The sequence below is a fragment of the Bradyrhizobium sp. URHC0002 genome, assembly GCF_054059515.1.
The window spans coordinates 2,930,685-2,948,362 of the sequence record NZ_JBSSCF010000001.1 but is presented as its reverse complement, the minus strand read 5'-3'; the positions used below and the strand labels follow the sequence as shown (position 1 = coordinate 2,948,362).

Genomic DNA, 17,678 nt, shown 5'->3' with positions numbered 1-17,678 from the left:
TCAATCATGCGGCCAGATCCAGGGCGGGTGACATCTCCTTAACCAGGCTTTTTAAGGCGAAACGGAAATCGCTCGGCTAAGGTCTCACGTATCGACCGGGAACATAATCCCGGCGGGGAGATGAGAGCCGTGAGGCGTCAAACAGCAACAAGCGGGATCAATCCCGCCGGGTCGAGCCGTGTCATGCGGCTCGACCCTCTTTCTCTGCCGCTCAGCTTTCATGCGCACGACACCCGCGCAGACGGCGGCGTGCGGAGGATCGAACTTCATCGCGAACGCGTCGTGCTGCACCGTGCCGTCAAGGGCATGCGGATGGCGATCAACGTCCGCGTCAGCGACTTTCTCGGCGTTGCGCTCCGTGGTCTCGACGACGATGCGCAGATGCTGGTGCTGGCGCATCGCGATCCAGCGCTGAACATTCCCCTGTGCGTGAGCTCCGACCACGAGGAGATCGCCTCCGCTTGGCAGATGTGGAGCGACATCCTCGCGCTGCCGCTGCTGGCGGAAGATGACCACAGCGAACCGGCCGCCCGGCGCCGCCGCCACAACGCGATCCGCGCCCGCCGCCCGAAATTTCTGGTGCGCCGCCGCGCCGGCGACCTGCTCAACCCCGCCAATATCCATCAGGGCGAACGCGAGATCATCGCGCGGGGTTGAGGTTCTGAAGCCTCGCCGCACAAAGGTCGTCATGCCCCGCGAAGGCGGGGCATCCAGTACGCCGCGGCCCCTCGGTTCAATCATTGACGTCTCTGGAATACTGGATCACCCGCATTCGCGGGTGATGACGACTGAATATGACGTTGCGATCTCGCGGCGCTGATCGCCCGAGGTTTGCCGGAGACTTCCCGCCCTCCGAAAACAGAGGGCGCAGGGAAGACCGGGTGCTTGCTGCACCCGCGGTCTCGCGTGCGATTTGCGCAAACAAAACTGCACACGAGCATACAGGGCAGCGGGAGCATTCCGGCCTTCCCTGCGCAATGGCTTTACGGCTTACTTCGTGCTCTCCCCGGAGAACGGCTCTTTTGCCTCCGTCGCCACGAGAGAAGCTTTACCTCTCCCGGACTTAGCGCCAGCACCGCGGCGCCCGAACCACACGACTTCGCCGTACGCTTCCGGCGCGTACGTCTATCGCGCCCTCAGCGTCCACCGCATCTCACCGCGCGTTCGTGACGATCGCGAGCGCCCCTCATCTGCCGTGAGACGGATGGAGTTGTGCGACTGATTTGGGTGAGAACGAAAGCGGAATATTTTTGATTTCCAGGCTTGACACGATTTCGGAAAATCCGAAGCGATTATTGCGCCGCCGCGAAATGACGCAACGTGCCATCCTCAGACATCGTTGGGGGCAATTACATCTAGATCACCAAATAGATGTTCGCGATGCGATCATGGAATCCTCCTACGCACGCGGTGGCAGATAGATGCAGACCGGGATGTTGGCGACGCAGACATGGCAATTACCATCGGGCGAGGCGCGCAGCGTCCATCTTGGAAACGTCCTGTCACGCCAACGCCAGCCGTCATCGCCGAGCTCGACCACCTCGTTGCACGGCACCGGGCGGCAATGATGATCTTCGCAACATTCGTGCGAGTACAGCATGTGGATGAGGATCAGCATCGTCTTCATCTTCGTTATCCTAGCGAGTTCGATCACACAGGGATACCGGCCGCCCGGGCGTTTGATCCTGCGCCCGAATTTCCAAGATTTTTCGCGGATGCCAGCGCAGCTTCATCTTGCCCTACCATCGACGCCGCCGTGGCCACTGACGAAATTCAACAGGCACTCTGCGCCGCATCCAAGCTGGTGAATAGGAGGAGCAGAGACAAATCGGCAGCCCAGGTGACTCACCCAACCACTTAGACGAGGTATCCGAAACACGACAGATGTCCGCTTCGGTCATTCGCGACCGAGGTGAACCGGCGGCAAGTCCGGCCATGTCCGCTCGCAGCTAAAGCGACCGAATTATAGCACCGCCGCGAAATGACGCGATGTGCCACGCGCGGAAGTCGCACTTTCGAATGGTTATTCATGCAGGCGCAGCGAGGATCTCACGAGCCGCGGTGTTACTAGGTTGGCCGGGCTGAAATCAATAAGGGGTAGCCGAGTAGCGAAGAACCAGGATTGGTCCGAAAACAGTAGAGAAGAGTTGGCCGTGCTGTCCGCACGTTATGCTTTACGCAGCGTCCAAACGTTTCAAAACTATGGAAGGGTCGAGTACAGGTTGCGCTTATTCAAACCTATCTTGCCGCGCATTCACTTTTTCGCCGTGTGTGATACCGTGTGTAGTATCAAATTCTCCGGGGACCGAGAACTGAGCGGGGAACGCCATGACAGGCGTCACCGAGTGGCTCAAGTCAATCGGCTTGTTGGAATACGCCCAGCGCTTCGGCGAAAACGGCATCGACCTCTCAGTCGTCCGCGACCTGACGGAGCAGGATCTCAAGGAGCTGGGCGTCCTTTTAGGTCATCGCCGTAAGCTGCTGCGCGCCATTGCGGAGCTTGAATACGAGGCCGGGGCTAAGCCTGCGAAAACAGGAACCGAGCCGGGGCGACCGAGCGAAGGCGAGCGGCGCCACCTCACAGTGATGTTTTGTGACTTGGCTCGCTCCACAGCTGCGGCGCGGTTGGACCCGGAGGACATGCGAGCGTTGATTGTCGCGTATCATGGCTGCATCGCAGAAGTCATAGGTCACTATAGCGGAGAGGTCGCCCGCAACATGGGTGACAGTGCGTTGGTCTATTTCGGCTTTCCGCAGGCACATGAGGATGATGCCGAGCGGGCCGTGCGCGCCGCGCTCGCACTCATTGATGCCGTGGCGAGTATCCGGAACGTCGCCGAGACGCTCCAGATACGCATCGGCATTGCGACAGGCACCGTGGTTGTTGCCGAGCTTCTGATTGAGAAAACACTGGAGCAGGAGGTTGTCGGTGAGACGCCGAACCTCGCCGCACGCCTGCAAGCGATAGCGGAGCCAGGGACCGTGTTGATCTGCGCGAGCACGCGCCGGCTCACCGAGCGAAAGTTTTATTATCGCGACATCGGCCCCGTCGCGTTGAAAGGCTGGACGACGCCGTTCCAGGTTTATCAGGTGCTGGGAACGAGCGATGTAGAGAGCCGCTTCGAGGCGATGCACGCCGCCAAGCTGCCGCCTCTGTTCGGGCGTGAGGAGGAAATAGAGCTGCTGTTACGCCGCTGGCGACGAGCCACCCTGGATGGGGGACGGGTGGTGACCCTTACCGGAGAGCCGGGTATTGGCAAGTCACACATCGCGTTGGCGCTTAATGAGCGGATCCAGGGTGAACCACACATCACCTTGCGCTATTTTTGCTCTGAGCATCATACCCACAGCGCATTGTTCCCGTTCATCAATCAGCTCGAACGTGCTTCCGGGTTCGTGCGCGGCGACTCACCTCAGGAGCGGCTATCCAAGCTCGACGCGCTACTGGCGCAATCCACACGCAATCCCGAACACCTGGCAGTTCTGGCCAACTTGTTGGCGCTGCCGATCGATGATCATCACCGACTGCGGGACGTCACTCCACAAAAACGCAAGGAGAAAACCTTCGCGGCATTACTGGCCCAGCTCGATGGGTTGGCGGCACAGCAGCCGGTTTTGCTTATCATCGAAGATGTCCACTGGATTGACCCAACTTCGCTCGAGCTCCTTGCAACAGCTGCGGAGCAAGCGCCGCAGCTCCGAGCCATGATGCTGATCACGGCCCGGCCCGAGTTTACACCCCCGTGGCCGAGTTATCCTCACACCACAACCATCCCGCTCACCCGCCTCGGCCGACGCGACGGCGCAGCGTTAATCCTGCGAGTGACCGGAGCCAAGACACTCCCCAAGGAGGTAATGGAGCACATTCTCGCTCACACCGATGGGGTGCCGCTCTTCATCGAGGAATTGACGAAGATGGTGATTGAAGGCGGGTTGTTGCGCGAGCGGGACGGCGAGTATGTTCTCGATGGTCCACTACCTTCATTCGCGATCCCAACCACATTGCAGGCTTCGCTGATGGCTCGCCTTGATCGGCTGTCACCGGTGCGGGATGTGGCTCAGATCAGTGCGGTCGCAGGTCGCGAATTTCATTACGAACTTGTAAACGCCGTCGCCGGGCTGCCAAAGGAGAGATTGGACGAGGCGCTCGACCAGTTGGTGCGTTCGGAACTGATGTTCTGCCGGGGAGAAATTCCAAACGCGGTATACACCTTCAAGCACGCACTGGTGCGGGATGCAGCGTATGCCGGGCTGCTAAAGAGCCGCCGTGTACATCTACACGCCACTATCGCGAAGGCGCTCGAGCAGAGGTTTCCTGAAGTTGTGCAAACTCAGCCCGAGATTATTGCTTACCACTACACAGAAGCGCGAAACCACGAAAGAGCCCTGCACTACTGGTATGAAGCAGGCAAACAGTCTGCGAATAAGGGCTGGAGCACTGACAGTGTGAAGCATGCATACACGCGAGCGTTTCAACTGTGCAAAGAGAGTGGGCTTGACGACCAAATCTTGCCTGCGGTGTTTGGTCTATGGACGTGGAATTTTGTTCGTGCCTCGCTTGGTGAAGCTCAAGCCCTTGCCGAACATTTGCTGAAGAGCGCTGAGAACGTGGATAACTCAGCTTACGACGTTCTTGCCCACGAAGCTTTAGGATTTACCTTGTTTGCACAAGGGAAATTTTCCGCTGCCCACGCGGAACTGGAACGCAGCATCAGCCTCTGCGAGGACTGCAAGGCCGCAGAATATCTTGAACTCTCAGCACAAGATCCGCGAGTTCATGCAAGGTTATACGACGGCATGGCGATTTGGGTACTCGGCTATCCAGATCAGGCGTTGCGGCTTTGCGCGGAAGCTCGCCGATATGCAGATGCATCTCGATATCCGTTCAGTGAGGCAATTGCACGAACGATAGGCCTTCGCGTGCATCAGCTTCGCGGCGATGCGGCAGTCGTTGCGGGTGAGGCGAACGCAGCCATTGCATTCTGCGAAGAGCATGAGTTTGCGTACTATCTAGCCATGGCGTTGATTTTACGCGGCTGGGCAAGTGCCGACCAAGGCGAGTTTGAGAAAGGTATTGCCGAGATTCAGGAAGGCCTGGAAAGAAAACGGGCCACTGGCGCCTTGTTATTGGAGTCGTACTCTTTGGGATTGATGGCGGATGCATGCATCAAGAACAAGCGCTACGGGCAAGCGTTCGACTCTTTGAAGCAGGCGCAATCGAGGCTCGATGGCGAGAGCTGCGAACGCTTTTACGCGGCGGAAATATATCGTTTGCTTGGCGAAACGTACCTTAAATCGAACCAAGATCTGAATCAGGCGGAGCACTATTTTTGCAAAGGTCTTGAAGTCGCGCGCGAGCAGAAAGCCAAATCCTTTGAACTTAGAATTTGCCTGAGCTTGTGTGACTTGTATGAGCTGAAGCCAGACGCCGACAAGTGTCGCTCACAACTCCGCGAGGTCTATAGATCTTTTGACGAGGGTTTTGACACGCCGGATCTAGTGAGGGCCAAGGCAAGATTAGAAAGTCCTTGGTGATGTTCAGGTTCGGATCGCAATCGGCCGAATGGATCGGACTGCGAACTGCCTGAGCGAGCATGTACAAGAAAGACGACGCCGTTGCCCACCCTACGAAGTCAGCGCAGCACCGCGTCGACCAGCAATCCCGCGAACAACAACAGCCCCGCATCGCGGTTGGATTTGAACACACGCAGGCACAGCGCGGGATCGGCGATGTCGAGCCGCCTGATCTGCCAGACGAGATGCGCGGCGAAAGCGATCAGGCCGATCCATGCCGGCCAGCGCGCGCCGCCCAGTACGAGCGCTGCGCCGATCAAGACCACCGCGAGCGAATACAACACCGAAAGCGCCAGGTGGGTGCGCGCGCCGAACAGGCGCGCGGTGGACTTGATGCCGATCAGCGCGTCGTCCTCGGTGTCCTGGTGGGCGTAGATCGTATCGTAGCCGATCACCCAGGCGATCGAGCCGGCATAGAGCACGAGCGCGGTCAGGTCGATCCGCCCGAGCGTGACGGCGAACCCCATCAGCGCGCCCCAGGAGAACGCGAGGCCCAGCACGACCTGCGGCCACCAGGTGATGCGCTTCATGAAGGGATAGACCGCGACGATGACGAGCGAGGTGATGCCGGTCAGAATCGCGAAGCGGTTGAACTGCAGCAGCACGGCTAGCCCGATCAGCGCCAGCAGGACCAGGAAGGCGAACGCCTGCGCCACGCTGATCTGCCCGGCCGGCAGGGGCCGCGACCGCGTCCGCTCGACGCGCGCGTCGAGGTCGCGGTCGGTGATGTCGTTCCAGGCGCAGCCCGCCCCGCGCATGACAAAGGCGCCGATCAAGAACAGCACGATCACGAGCGGCAATTGCGAGACGTCACGGGCCATGCCGGCGGCCAGCGCCGCCGACCACCAGCACGGCATCAGCAACAGCCACGATCCGATCGGACGGTCGAAACGGGAAAGCCGCAAATAGGGTCGCGACCAGGACGGCGCGCGCGTATCGACCCAGTTCCCGGTCGCGTCGGCAACGCGGGTGGTCGCGTCGCTCATCGGGCCGAGATCATCGCTGGAGAACGTTGCCGTTCAGCGTATCGAAGGTGCTGCCGCCCTTTTTGACAGCTTGCGCCTCGGGGAGCGCCGCCGAAGAGCCGAGCACTTCGCTGAGACTCGGACCAGCCGGCCCCCGCGACTGCACCTGCTGCGCGACGGCACAGACCTGATTCTGCATCTTCTCGGTGTTCTTGTGGCCGTTCTTGAGCTGGTCGGCGATCTGCGGCGGAATTCCGCATTTGGCGGAATTGGTCTCGACATATTGGATCATCTTGGTTTCGGCCTGGCCGAAATTTTTGATCAGCTTGCAGGCCTCGTCCGGCGGCGCCTTGCGGTCGCTCGCGGCCTTGATCAGCTTGCCGCGCCGCTCGGCTTCCTCGCGCAAGGGAACGAAGCCCTTCATGCAGGCGTCTGCTCCACCGCTGGCCTGTGGCGGACCGCCCGCTGGCGCCATTCCGCCCGTTGGCGAGGCTCCGCGATCGAAGACCGAGCCGCCGGAAGCCGGCGCCGCACTCTGGACCGGCGCGCCACCAACGCCATTCACCGGCGGAAACGGCGAAGCATTCGCGGGTGCGCTCTGGTTGGGCAATGGCGCCGGGAACGCGCCCTGCGCAAAGACGTGGCCCGCGTGAAGGCTCACGACGGCAGCGGTCAACGGCACAATCAGGCGGCGGATCATCAAATGTGTTTCTCCAGCAAGCTCAGGGAGCCCAACGACTTCCGAACGAAGCAGATCTGAGACGAGGCCTTTTACGATTCCTGCCGCCCCTTAACAACCCGGGGATTAGGGCGGCAGCGCGGCGTAGGGCCACGCCAGACGCGCAATACTGCTCCTGATTCTGGCCCTTTAGGCCAAAAAAGGCGCCGATTGGAAATCAAATATGCCTGAACCCGACTTCGCGCCTCGGGGAAGCCCATTCCGGCTGCAGCCGGACATGACGCGTTTCATTCAGCTCGCGAGGGTTAATCGGGGAACGGAGCGGATGCGGGCCAGAAGTCGCCCGGCCCCAGCACTTTGTCCAGGTCCGACCCCGCTGACGGATGCCGCTGCGCCATGGTGCAGACCTGCTTCTGCATCTTCTCGGTGTTCTTGTGGCCGTTCCTGAGCTGGTCAGCGATCCGCGGCGGAATTCCGCACCGCTCCGCATTGGCTTCGACGTATTTGATCATCTTGATTTCGGCCCGGCCGAAACTTCCGATCAGCTCGCAGCCTTCAACCGGAGACGCGTGCCGTTCGCTCGCCGCTTTGATCAGCTTGCCGCGTTTTTCCGCCTCTTCGCGCAAGGGAGCGAACCCATTCATGCAGGCGTCGGACCGACTGCCCGCCAGCGACTCTGCGGAAGCGCCAGGGGAAGCAGATGGCGCCCCGTTCATGTGCGGAACTGGCGAAGTGCTGCTTGCGGGCGTTTCGGTCTGGCTGGGCAGCGGTGCTGGAAACGCGCTTTGCGCGAAGGCCTGACCCGTGTGAAACGTCACGACGGCTGCGGTCAGCGGCAGAATCAGGCGGCGAATCATCAAGAGATTTCTCCTGCGAGGACCACGGGACCTGAAACATCTGCCGAGCAACGGGCGATCTTTGATTTTGCAACCCTTGATAGTCTGCGAAACAGGGCGACGGCAACAGACAAAAATAGCCTCCGGATTCCGGCGCGTTAGGCTAAAAAGCGGGCCCGGTCTGGATCATCGCATATGCCCGAATTCGACTTTCGCGCCCCTCGCCTGTTCGTCGACGCCTCCTTGCAGGAAGGCGCGCGGATCGCGCTGGAGCGCAACCAGAGCAACTATCTGGGCAACGTGCTGCGGCTCTCGGCCGGCGAAAACATTTTGGTGTTCAACGGCCGCGACGGGGAATGGAAGGCGCAGATCGAGGGCCGCAAGCGGCCCGACGGCCTGACGATCGTCGCACGCACGCGGCCGCAGGATCGCCTGCCTGACATCGCCTACGTCTTTGCGCCGCTGAAACACGCTCGCCTCGACTACATGGTGCAGAAGGCGGTCGAAATGGGGGCCTCGGCGCTGCAGCCGGTGTCGACGCGGCATACGCAGGTTTCGCGAGTCAACGTTGAGCGGATACGCGCCAATGTCATCGAGGCCGCCGAACAGTGCGGCATCCTGAGCCTTGCCGCGGTCGCCGAGCCCACGGCGCTCGACCGCTTTCTCGACAAGCGCGAAGCCGGTCGCCTGCTGGTGTTCTGCGACGAGGCGGCCGACATCGGCAATCCGATCCAGGCGCTGCAACAGGGGTTATCAGCGGCAGAGGGCATCGACGTCCTGATCGGCCCCGAGGGCGGATTTGCCGACGAAGAACGCGCGCTGCTGCTGCGGCAGCCCAGGACGCTGCGGCTGTCGTTGGGCCCCCGGATCCTGCGCGCGGATACCGCCGGCGTCGCCGCGCTGGCGCTGGTGCAGGCCGCGCTGGGGGACTGGACGGGACCGGGCTAGCTCCAACCGGCCAAGGCGCCTCCCGATAAGCCACCGCCCATTAATTCAGTTAGCCAATCCCTGTCGAAACGCCGCCCCGGCCATGCTAAGGCCTGCGCCAACCAGGCCCCCGGAACCACCGGGGAGCCCCAAATGAACCCTTGGAACCCGGTTTTCCCGGATATTTGGACGTGAAATGACCGCGACCGCTGCCGTCAGAGGTGCTGCCGGATCCGCCGCCTGGGCGGACGCCCTGCTATTGTCGTTTGCACAAGGCGGCTACGTCCAGGCCCACCCCGGCATCCTGCAGCCGGCCGAGCCGTTCCTCGACCTCTCCGGCGAGGACATTCGCAAGAGCCTTTACCTCACCACCGACGCGTCGGGCGAGGAGCTCTGCCTGCGCCCCGACCTCACCATTCCGGTGGCGCGCGATTATCTTGCCTCCGGCCGCGCCGGACAGCCCGCGGGCTTCAGCTATCTCGGGCCGGTGTTTCGCTATCGCGGCGGCCAGCCGAGTGAATTCCTGCAGGCCGGCATCGAATCCTTCGGTCGGCAGGACCGCGCCGCGGCGGATGCGGAAATGCTGGCGCTGGCGCTGGAAGCGACTTCCGCCTTCGGGTTGAAGGATGTCGAAATCCGCACCGGCGATGTCGCCCTGTTCACCGCGCTGATCGACGCGCTCAAACTGTACCCGGTCTGGCGGCGGCGGCTGATCAAGGACTTCAACCGCAAGGTCAGCCTCACCGACGATATCGAGCGGCTGACGCTCGCCACCGCCCCCGGCCGCAACGAATATGAGGGCGTGCTGGCAGCCCTTGCCGGCTCCGACCGCAAGGCGGCGCTGGCGCTGGTCACCGACCTGATGTCGATCGCCGGCACCACCAATGTGGGTGGACGGACGGTTGCCGAAATCGCCGACCGCTTCCTCGAACAATCGACATTGAAGGGCGGCGCGCTGCCGCGCGACGCGCTCGCGATCATCAAGCGTTTCCTCGCGATCGCGGGCGACCCCGATGAATCGGTGGCGAAACTGCGTGCGCTCGCCGCCGACGCCAAGCTCGATCTCGCAGCCGCCATCGATCAGCTCGAAAGCCGCCTCGGCTTCATGGCCGCGCGCGGCATCGACACCAAGCTCGTGCGGTTTTCCACCTCGTTCGGCCGCGGGCTCGATTATTACACCGGCTTCGAGTTCGAGTTGCACGCCAGGGGTAACGGCGTTGAGCCGCTGGTCGCGGGCGGGCGCTATGACGGCCTGATGACGCAACTCGGCTCGCCGACACCGATCCCGGCGGTCGGCTTCTCGGTCTGGATCGAGGCTCTGACGCAGCACGCCAAACCTGTTGCGCGAAAGCCTGTTTCGCAAGGGAGCGCCCCATGACCGCCCCCTTCGTTCTCGCCGTTCCCTCCAAGGGCCGCCTGCAGGAAAACGCCGAGGCATTTTTCACGCGCGCGGGGCTATCGCTGGCGAAGCCGCGCGGCGCGCGCGACTATCGCGGCACGATTCCCGGCCTCGACAATGTCGAGATCGCCTATCTCTCGGCGAGCGAAATCGCTTTCCAGCTCTCGCGTGGCATGGTGCATCTCGGCGTCACCGGCGAGGATCTGTTGCGCGAAAGCATTGCGGACGCCGACAAGCGCATATTGCTGATCGACAATCTCGGCTTCGGCAGCGCCAATGTCGTGGTCGCGGTGCCGCAGGCCTGGATCGACGTCCGCACCATGGCCGATCTCGACGACGTCACCACCGGCTTTCGCGCCCAGCATAACCGGCGGATGCGGGTCGCGACCAAATACATCAATTTGACGCGCAACTTCTTCGCCGCCCACGGCGTGGTCGATTACCGCATCGTCGAAAGCGCCGGCGCCACCGAAGGCGCGCCCGCCGTCGGCACCGCCGAGATGATCGTCGACATCACGACCACGGGTGCCACCCTCGCCGCCAACGGGCTCAAGGTGCTGGACGATGGCGTGATCCTGCGCAGCCAGGCCAATCTCGTGGCGTCCCGCGATGCCGACTGGTCGGCTGACGCCCGCGAGACCGCGCGCGTCATCCTCGACCACATCGCAGCCCGCGCCCGCGCCAACCAATACCGCGAAGTCCGCACCCGCTTCGCCGGCTGCAACGATGCGCTGCTGGCGGAGGCGCACAACCGGTTTGGCGTGGTGACGCCGTTCGGCGGGCCGACCTCGTCGGGCATGCTGACGCTGCACTGCCCGCCGATGCAGCTTTACGCGCTCGGCAGCTTCCTGCGCGAGCACGGCGCCGATACGGTTTCGATCGCCTCGCTCGATTACGTGCTCGACCGGGAAAACCCGTTATTTGCCAGGCTCGAGACGTTCTTGCGGCAATAAGGCTGCCGTTTCGTTCATCGTTGCGACAGGTGGCGACAGGTAGCATATACGGTTGGATAATCTGGGACCTGATCGATGACGCTCGGCTCTGACGTTTCCCGCCTGTCGGCCACCGCAGCCGGCGCCGCGGCGCAAGGCCTGTCGATTGTCGTGCCGCTGTACAACGAGGCGGCAGGGCTCGCTTTGCTGCACGGGCGGCTGACCGGCCTCGCCCGCACGCTGAAGGCACGTTACGGCCTCGAAAGCGAAGTGGTCTATGTCGACGACGGCAGCGCCGACAATACGCTGGCGATTGCGCGCACGCTTGGCGCCGACGCGCTCGACGTGCAGGTGGTGTCGCTGTCACGCAATTTCGGCAAGGAGGCCGCGCTGATGGCGGGGCTGGACCATGCCCGGCGCGGCGCAATACTGTTCATGGACGGCGACGGCCAGCATCCGCCTGATCTGGTCGAAAAACTGGTCTCGCACTGGATCGATGACGGCTACGACGTCGTCTATACGGCGAAGGCGCATCGCGACAATGAATCGTTCCTGCGCCGCCAGGCCGTGCACGGTTTCTACGCGCTGATCAACTGGGGCTCACGGCAGAAGATCCCCGAGGATGCCGGCGATTTCCGCCTGCTGTCGCCGCGCGCGGCCACGGCGCTGCGCCAGCTTCCCGAACGCAACCGCTTCTTCAAGGGCCTGTCGAACTGGATCGGCTTCCGCCAGATCCGCGTCGACTACGAACCGTCGCCACGCGCGCACGGCGTCACGACGTTCAGCCCGGGCCGGCTGATCGGGTTGTCGATCGAGGGACTGACGTCATTTTCGGTGGCGCCGCTGCGCTTTGCGAGCCTGCTCGGCGTGCTGCTCGCGCTCACCGCCTTCATCTTCGGCCTGACCATTCTTTGGGAGGTCTTGACCACCGGCAAGCAGGTCCCCGGCTATCCCTCGCTGATGATCGGCCTGATGACGATCGGCGGCGTGCAGCTCATCATGATCGGGATCGTCGGCGAATATATCGGCAAGATCCTGTCCGAGCTGAAGGCGCGTCCGATCTACTTCGTCGCCGAGCACTCCGAAAAGCGCACCGACGCCGAGACGTCGGCGAGCGCCACTGAGCGGACCGCCGCGGAATGAACGACGCCGCGCTGCGCCGGATCTGGCTGTGCGCCGACGATTACGGGCTGGCCGAGGGCGTCAACCGTGCCATTCGCGATTTGATCTCCCGCGGCCGTCTCAATGCCACCTCGGTGATGGTGGTGGGCGCAGCGATCGGACGCGCCGAGGTCGCCGCGCTGCAGGACGCAGCGGCGAACAGCCCACGTTGCGCGATCGGGCTGCACGCGACGCTCACCGCGCCGTTTCGTCCGCTGACGATGTATTTCCGGCCGCTCGATGGCGGCTTGTTCCTGCCGTTTCCAACCATGCTGCGATCAGGGCTGTTGCGGCGGCTCGATCCCGGCTTGATCGAGGATGAGCTCTCTGCCCAGCTCGCAGCCTTCAAGGAGCTGTTCGGCCGCGCGCCCGATTTCGTCGACGGCCACCAGCACGCACAACTCTTCCCGCAGGTGCGCGACGCCTTCCTGCGCGCGGTGAAGGAAGCAGCCCCCGGGGCCTGGGTCCGCCAGGGCGGCCGACTCAAGCCGCTGGCCAAGCTGCTCGGCGCGCCCAAGGCGCTGGTCCTCGACGTCCTCAGCGCGCAATTCCGCAAGCGCGCCGCAGTTGCCGGCATCCCGTTCAATCCCGCCTTTGCCGGCGCCTATGATTTTTCGAAAGAACCCGATTTCGCGGTGCTGATGGATGAGTTCCTTCGGGAGTTGCCGGAGGGCGGGCTCGCGATGTGCCACCCCGGGTTCGTCGACGAAACGCTCAGGAGTCTCGACCCCCTCACCACCCAGCGCGAGGCGGAACACGCGTATCTCGCAAGCGATCGATTCCCGGCATTGCTGGCGGCGAATAAAGTTACATTGAGTTGATAGGACCCGGCAAATCCCGGCGTTTTGTCGCATACCAAAATTTAATTCAGCCACCCACTACTTGCGACGCAAAGCCCGCCCTACATCTTGCCCGCGTCGACGACGATGTGACGCGAGGGAGAGGGCCATGACACCGCAAGAACGCCAATTGATTGACGATCTTTTCGACCGGCTCGCCAAGCTGGAAAGCGCCAAGCGCGATCCCGAGGCGATGTCAGCGATCATGCAGGGCCTGCGCAGCGCGCCCAACGCGGTCTATGCGCTGGTGCAGACGGCGCTGGTGCAGGACGAAGCGCTGAAGCGCGCCGACATGCGCATCCAGGAACTGGAAGCGGGCGCTGGGCAGCAAGCTCAATCCGGCGGCTTCCTCGATTCGATGCGCGACGCGATCTTCGGGCAGAACCAGCAACATGGCCAAAGCCAAGGCTCGGTGCCCAACGTGCGGGCGCCCGAGATGGCTGGCGGCAGCCGGCCGGCCTGGAACACCGGACAGGTTTTGCAGCAGGGCCAGCCTCCCGGACAATATGGCCAGCCGGCCTACGGCCAGCCATATGGCGGCGCGCAGCAACAGCCGTCTGCGTTCGGCGGTGGCGGCTCGTTCCTCGGAACGGCAGCGGCGGCCGCGGCCGGCGTGGTCGGCGGATCGCTGCTGGCCGGCAGCATCCGCTCGATGATGGGCGGCGGCGGCAGCCACCAAAGCTTCGGCGACACGGCCGGCCATGGCGGCGGAATTGAAGACCGCAGGCCGTGGAGCGACCAGTCCGGCGGCAACCTGGCAAAGGACGCCGGGGTCAACGACATCGGTTCGTCAGGCCGGCGCGCCGACAACAACGACAACGATTCCGGTTCGCGGCAGGGCTACTTCGATCAGGCCTCGCATGACGATGACGACATGGACCACGATGGCGACGGCTTCGACGGCGATGATGGCGATGGCGATTACGCGTGATCGATGCGAGAGTTGAAACGACAACGGCCGCCCGATCGGGCGGCCGTTTTTATTCCACTTTGCCGTCGTCCCTGCGAACGCAGGGACCCATACTCCGCGGCCGTAATCGTCGCGCGCGGTAGTCGACGGCTTTCTTCTACTACGTGGACCTGTGGTTATGGGTCCCTGCGTTCGCAGGGACGACAACGAGCATCAAATCACCACGACCCTGGCGCCGACGCCGACGCGGCCGTAGAGATCGATGACGTCTTCATTGCGCATCCGGATGCAGCCGGACGACACGTTGGTGCCGATGGTCCAGGGCTCGTTGGAGCCGTGGATGCGATAGAGCGACGAACCCAGATACATCGCGCGCGCACCGAGCGGATTTTGCGGGCCGCCCTCCATGTGCCGCGGCAAATCGGGGCGCCGCGCCAGCATTTCCGGCGGCGGCGTCCAGGCCGGCCACTCCTTCTTCGCGGAGACGGTCTTGACGCCCGACCAGGTGAAGCCGGGCCGGCCGACGCCGACGCCATAGCGCAGCGCCTTGCCGTCGCCCTGCACCAGGAACAGGAACTTGTTCGGGGTGTCGATCACGATGGTGCCCGGGCTTTCCTTGCCATGATACTCGACCACCTGCTTTTCGTATCTCGGATCCATCGGACGCAGCGCGGGGTCTTCCTCCTCCCGGCGCATCGACTGCTGCGGATCCATCGGTGGCAGCAACGCGCGCCGTCCGTAATCGGGCTGCGGCTGATAGGCCGGCTCCCGCTGATAGCGCCCGCCCTGCGGCGCATCGCCGAACAGGAATTCGATGAAGCCGCCGCCCATCTGCGAGCGTTCGGCAGAAGCCATGCGCACCGGCGCCGGCTCACGGCCGTAGATCACGGTGGGTTCGGCAATTGGCGAGGCGTCGATCGCAAAAGCCTCACTGGCGAAGCATAGGCAAGACGCGCTCGCGAGGAGCGCAAGGGAGATTTTTCCGGACATCGACGTACTCTGTACTGTTCGTCACTGCGGGTTGCCGGCGGCTCGACGAACGCCGCTGCACGCGATCAATACAAATCAAAACCTAATCGGTTTGGTAAACAGATCAGCCGTTTCGATTCACCACGTCAGCAATCGCGCGCGGATTTGCCCGGTAGCGTTTATTTTGCGTGAACGCGGCCCGCTCATGGTTAATCGTTGGTGTGCGGCCGCAGGCAAACCTCTGCCACGAAGCGTTCCGGCGTGAACCTCACGTTAAATCGCATCGGTTTAGAACACTCCGGAAGTGAAGGGGTGGGAAAAACTCATGTCGGTCAATCGCAAACGTTTTCGTATCGAACAATCTCTTCTGGGCGACGAGCCAATTATCATGCCTGCCGTCGAAGGCGGCGAGATCGGTCCGATGCATCGTGAGATCATGGCCGAGCTGCGCACGATCCGCGCGCAGATGGCGGGCTTCGGCCACGCCCGCGACGGTTCGGCTGTCGCCACGGATATCGCGCGCGAGACCGCGGATGCCCACGCGTTGCTGGAAACCTATCGCGCCCAGATCGAGCAGTGCGCGAAGCTCAAGGTCGAGCTTGACCTCATTCACGACGCGATCAACCGTACCAAGCGCGAAATCGCAACCCTGCACGGCACCAGCTTTGACGGCCAGGAGATGGCCAAGGTCAATGGCGAACTCGGCGCCGTCGTCGGCGGCACCGAACAGGCCACCCAGCAGATTCTCGAGGCCGTCGAGGCGATCGACCAGGCTGCGAGCGCATTGTCCAAGAACATCTCGCCCGACCAGCAAAAACTGCTCAGCGAGGAAATCCAGGAACGCGTCGTCGCGATCTTCGAGGCCTGTAATTTCCAGGACTTGACGGGCCAGCGCATCAGCAAGGTGATGCAGACGATGAAATTCATCGAAAAGCACATCATCGAGATGATGGAGATCTGGGGTGGCGTCGATGCCATCAAGGCGCACGCCCCCCCGATCGTTGATACCCGCGAAGGTGACGCCAAACTGCTGAACGGCCCGAAGCTGGACGGCGACGACGGTCACGCCTCGCAGAACGACATCGACGCGCTGTTCGATTGATCGAACTGGTTAACACGCACTAAACAAAACGCCGGCAGCGATGCCGGCGTTTTTTGTTTTGCGATGGCCCAACCACGTCATTGCGAGCGAAGCAATCCATCTATCGCTTATGCCGCGCTATGGATTGTTTCGTCGCTTCGCTCCTCGCAATGACGGCGAGCGTGTCGCCGCCTCACGCCCGCGGCGCGCAGCGCACGTAGACCATGTTGCCGTAACGGACCGCGGCGTCCTTGTCGATGAAGCGGGTGATCAGCACGCGGCCGTCGAACGAGACGATCTCGCGGTCCTGTTCGCCGGGCGTCGGGCCCGCCGGGCCGATATAGTTCTTGCCGCTCGGGCTGCCCTTGAGGCGCAGCTCCTGCGGGGTGGCCTGGTCGGCCAGATGCATGACGACGCCGCCGGAAGTGCCGGCGCTGATCACATAGGGCTGCTTGCACTGCCCGCGCGCCGCCGCTTCGGTGCGGGCGCGGTCGTTGGGATTCTGGAACGAGGCCAGACCCCAGCGGCCGACGATCTCGTCGGAGCGGATGGTCGCTGGCATTTCGGGCGCAACGCCGGGCTCGGCGTCGGGCGCCGGACTGGACGACATCGACGGCAGGCTCATGCTGCTGCACCCCGCCAGCAAGACCGTCAGCGCCGACGCGATCGCCAGATTGGCAATCGTACGCGCATTACGTGAGCTGATCATCGTATTCCCCCGAGCAAATCCTTAGCCGCTCCCGTCAAGCAGCCAATCGCAAAACGCCTGCCGGAGCAATGACGTCCGTTAAAATTACGCCGCTGCGCCGATTTGGTTTCCGTGAGCATCCTATATTGGCCTCACCAAGGACTTAACCCCCTTGTTTGCTTGACAGGAACAGCGCCAAGCCATATTCCCCGGCCCCACGTTTAGCACTCAAATACGAAGATTGCTAAGGGTCGTGCTGTCCCGCCCGGGGCGGCGTCGAATGCCCGGCATTACCAGCCATTTTCGATGGCACAGACCTGAAACCACGCCCTTCCACGGAACTTCAAGAGGAGACGTCATGGCCAAATCCAAATTCCGTCCGCTGCACGACCGCGTCGTGGTCAAGCGCATCGATGCCGAAGAGAAGACCAAGGGCGGCATCATCATTCCCGACAGCGCCAAGGAAAAGCCCTCCCAGGGCGAAATCACCGCCGTGGGCCCGGGCGGCCGCGACGAAGCCGGCAAGCTGATTCCGATCGATCTCAAGGTCGGCGACCGCGTGCTGTTCGGCAAATGGTCGGGCACCGAGGTCAAGCTCGACGGCGAAGAACTCCTGATCATGAAGGAGAGCGACATCATGGGCGTGCTGAGCTGATCGAATAGGCCCCGAACCGCCGCCGCACTCTCAAGTGTCATGCCCGGACATGATCCGGGCATC

At 62.7% G+C, this 17,678-nt stretch carries 16 protein-coding genes; 10 read left to right on the top strand and 6 right to left on the bottom strand.

The window, feature by feature from the left end; all coding sequences use genetic code 11:
- Window positions 1–129 precede the first annotated feature (129 nt).
- Window positions 130–657, top strand: a complete 528-nt coding sequence (locus tag ACVWVY_RS14190) for a DUF6101 family protein (protein ID WP_456626934.1) — start codon at window positions 130–132, stop codon at window positions 655–657.
- Between the two features lie 742 nt (window positions 658–1,399).
- On the opposite strand, the gene ACVWVY_RS14185 is transcribed toward ACVWVY_RS14190, so the two are convergent.
- A complete protein-coding gene (locus ACVWVY_RS14185) occupies window positions 1,400–1,627 on the bottom strand; it encodes a hypothetical protein (RefSeq protein WP_456626933.1) in 228 nt (75 codons plus the stop codon).
- Window positions 1,628–2,328: 701 nt separating this feature from the next.
- Between ACVWVY_RS14185 and ACVWVY_RS14180 the strand changes: the two genes are divergently transcribed.
- Window positions 2,329–5,535 carry an AAA family ATPase gene (locus tag ACVWVY_RS14180; protein ID WP_456626932.1) on the top strand — a complete coding sequence of 1,069 codons (3,207 nt, stop codon included), beginning with the start codon at window positions 2,329–2,331 and terminating at the stop codon, window positions 5,533–5,535.
- A 98-nt stretch (window positions 5,536–5,633) separates the two neighbouring features.
- Here the strand turns inward: ACVWVY_RS14180 and ubiA are convergent, their stop codons facing one another.
- The 3 genes from ubiA to ACVWVY_RS14165 all read right to left on the bottom strand — a co-directional run bounded on the left by ubiA (window position 5,634) and on the right by ACVWVY_RS14165 (window position 8,075).
- Window positions 5,634–6,560 (bottom strand): 4-hydroxybenzoate octaprenyltransferase, encoded by a 927-nt coding sequence (gene ubiA / locus ACVWVY_RS14175; RefSeq protein WP_456626931.1) that lies wholly within the window; start codon window positions 6,558–6,560, stop codon window positions 5,634–5,636.
- A gap of 10 nt (window positions 6,561–6,570) precedes the next feature.
- Entirely contained in the window at window positions 6,571–7,239 is a 669-nt protein-coding gene (locus ACVWVY_RS14170; protein WP_456626930.1) for a hypothetical protein, read from the bottom strand.
- A 284-nt stretch (window positions 7,240–7,523) separates the two neighbouring features.
- Entirely contained in the window at window positions 7,524–8,075 is a 552-nt protein-coding gene (locus ACVWVY_RS14165; protein ID WP_456626929.1) for a hypothetical protein, read from the bottom strand.
- Between the two features lie 174 nt (window positions 8,076–8,249).
- Between ACVWVY_RS14165 and ACVWVY_RS14160 the strand changes: the two genes are divergently transcribed.
- The 6 genes from ACVWVY_RS14160 to ACVWVY_RS14135 all read left to right on the top strand — a co-directional run bounded on the left by ACVWVY_RS14160 (window position 8,250) and on the right by ACVWVY_RS14135 (window position 14,243).
- Entirely contained in the window at window positions 8,250–9,002 is a 753-nt protein-coding gene (locus tag ACVWVY_RS14160; protein WP_456626928.1) for a 16S rRNA (uracil(1498)-N(3))-methyltransferase, read from the top strand.
- 175 nt (window positions 9,003–9,177) lie between these two features.
- Window positions 9,178–10,359: an ATP phosphoribosyltransferase regulatory subunit gene (locus tag ACVWVY_RS14155; protein ID WP_456626927.1), complete on the top strand. Its 1,182-nt coding sequence runs from the start codon at window positions 9,178–9,180 to the stop codon at window positions 10,357–10,359.
- Window positions 10,356–11,333 (top strand): ATP phosphoribosyltransferase, encoded by a 978-nt coding sequence (gene hisG, locus ACVWVY_RS14150; protein ID WP_456626926.1) that lies wholly within the window; start codon window positions 10,356–10,358, stop codon window positions 11,331–11,333. Before ACVWVY_RS14155 ends, hisG begins: the two co-directional genes overlap by 4 nt.
- Before the next feature lie 75 nt (window positions 11,334–11,408).
- Complete coding sequence (locus ACVWVY_RS14145) at window positions 11,409–12,455, top strand: glycosyltransferase family 2 protein (RefSeq protein WP_456626925.1); 1,047 nt, start codon at window positions 11,409–11,411, stop codon at window positions 12,453–12,455.
- Window positions 12,452–13,294: a ChbG/HpnK family deacetylase gene (locus tag ACVWVY_RS14140; protein WP_456626924.1), complete on the top strand. Its 843-nt coding sequence runs from the start codon at window positions 12,452–12,454 to the stop codon at window positions 13,292–13,294. Before ACVWVY_RS14145 ends, ACVWVY_RS14140 begins: the two co-directional genes overlap by 4 nt.
- 127 nt (window positions 13,295–13,421) lie before the next feature.
- Complete coding sequence (locus ACVWVY_RS14135) at window positions 13,422–14,243, top strand: DUF2076 domain-containing protein (protein ID WP_456626923.1); 822 nt, start codon at window positions 13,422–13,424, stop codon at window positions 14,241–14,243.
- Window positions 14,244–14,435: 192 nt separating this feature from the next.
- Here the strand turns inward: ACVWVY_RS14135 and ACVWVY_RS14130 are convergent, their stop codons facing one another.
- The gene (locus ACVWVY_RS14130; RefSeq protein ID WP_456626922.1) at window positions 14,436–15,212 is read right to left on the bottom strand and encodes a L,D-transpeptidase; all 777 of its coding nucleotides are present in this window, start codon (window positions 15,210–15,212) and stop codon (window positions 14,436–14,438) included.
- Window positions 15,213–15,516: 304 nt separating this feature from the next.
- On the opposite strand from ACVWVY_RS14130, the gene ACVWVY_RS14125 reads away from it, so the two are divergent.
- Window positions 15,517–16,293, top strand: coding sequence for a protein phosphatase CheZ (locus tag ACVWVY_RS14125; protein ID WP_456626921.1), 777 nt, complete (start codon window positions 15,517–15,519; stop codon window positions 16,291–16,293).
- A gap of 172 nt (window positions 16,294–16,465) precedes the next feature.
- On the opposite strand, the gene ACVWVY_RS14120 is transcribed toward ACVWVY_RS14125, so the two are convergent.
- Window positions 16,466–16,981, bottom strand: a complete 516-nt coding sequence (locus ACVWVY_RS14120) for a hypothetical protein (RefSeq protein ID WP_456626920.1) — start codon at window positions 16,979–16,981, stop codon at window positions 16,466–16,468.
- 337 nt (window positions 16,982–17,318) lie between these two features.
- On the opposite strand from ACVWVY_RS14120, the gene ACVWVY_RS14115 reads away from it, so the two are divergent.
- Complete coding sequence (locus tag ACVWVY_RS14115) at window positions 17,319–17,615, top strand: co-chaperone GroES (protein ID WP_247517682.1); 297 nt, start codon at window positions 17,319–17,321, stop codon at window positions 17,613–17,615.
- Window positions 17,616–17,678: the final 63 nt, after the last annotated feature.

Coding starts and splice junctions, on each gene's coding strand:
- ACVWVY_RS14185 (WP_456626933.1), bottom strand. CDS start 1,627: ATGAAGACGATGCTGATCCTCATCCACATGCTGTACTCGCACGAATGT.
- ACVWVY_RS14180 (WP_456626932.1), top strand. CDS start 2,329: ATGACAGGCGTCACCGAGTGGCTCAAGTCAATCGGCTTGTTGGAATAC.
- ubiA (WP_456626931.1), bottom strand. CDS start 6,560: ATGAGCGACGCGACCACCCGCGTTGCCGACGCGACCGGGAACTGGGTC.
- ACVWVY_RS14170 (WP_456626930.1), bottom strand. CDS start 7,239: ATGATCCGCCGCCTGATTGTGCCGTTGACCGCTGCCGTCGTGAGCCTT.
- ACVWVY_RS14165 (WP_456626929.1), bottom strand. CDS start 8,075: ATGATTCGCCGCCTGATTCTGCCGCTGACCGCAGCCGTCGTGACGTTT.
- ACVWVY_RS14160 (WP_456626928.1), top strand. CDS start 8,250: ATGCCCGAATTCGACTTTCGCGCCCCTCGCCTGTTCGTCGACGCCTCC.
- ACVWVY_RS14155 (WP_456626927.1), top strand. CDS start 9,178: ATGACCGCGACCGCTGCCGTCAGAGGTGCTGCCGGATCCGCCGCCTGG.
- hisG (WP_456626926.1), top strand. CDS start 10,356: ATGACCGCCCCCTTCGTTCTCGCCGTTCCCTCCAAGGGCCGCCTGCAG.
- ACVWVY_RS14145 (WP_456626925.1), top strand. CDS start 11,409: ATGACGCTCGGCTCTGACGTTTCCCGCCTGTCGGCCACCGCAGCCGGC.
- ACVWVY_RS14140 (WP_456626924.1), top strand. CDS start 12,452: ATGAACGACGCCGCGCTGCGCCGGATCTGGCTGTGCGCCGACGATTAC.
- ACVWVY_RS14135 (WP_456626923.1), top strand. CDS start 13,422: ATGACACCGCAAGAACGCCAATTGATTGACGATCTTTTCGACCGGCTC.
- ACVWVY_RS14130 (WP_456626922.1), bottom strand. CDS start 15,212: ATGTCCGGAAAAATCTCCCTTGCGCTCCTCGCGAGCGCGTCTTGCCTA.
- ACVWVY_RS14125 (WP_456626921.1), top strand. CDS start 15,517: ATGTCGGTCAATCGCAAACGTTTTCGTATCGAACAATCTCTTCTGGGC.
- ACVWVY_RS14120 (WP_456626920.1), bottom strand. CDS start 16,981: ATGATCAGCTCACGTAATGCGCGTACGATTGCCAATCTGGCGATCGCG.
- ACVWVY_RS14115 (WP_247517682.1), top strand. CDS start 17,319: ATGGCCAAATCCAAATTCCGTCCGCTGCACGACCGCGTCGTGGTCAAG.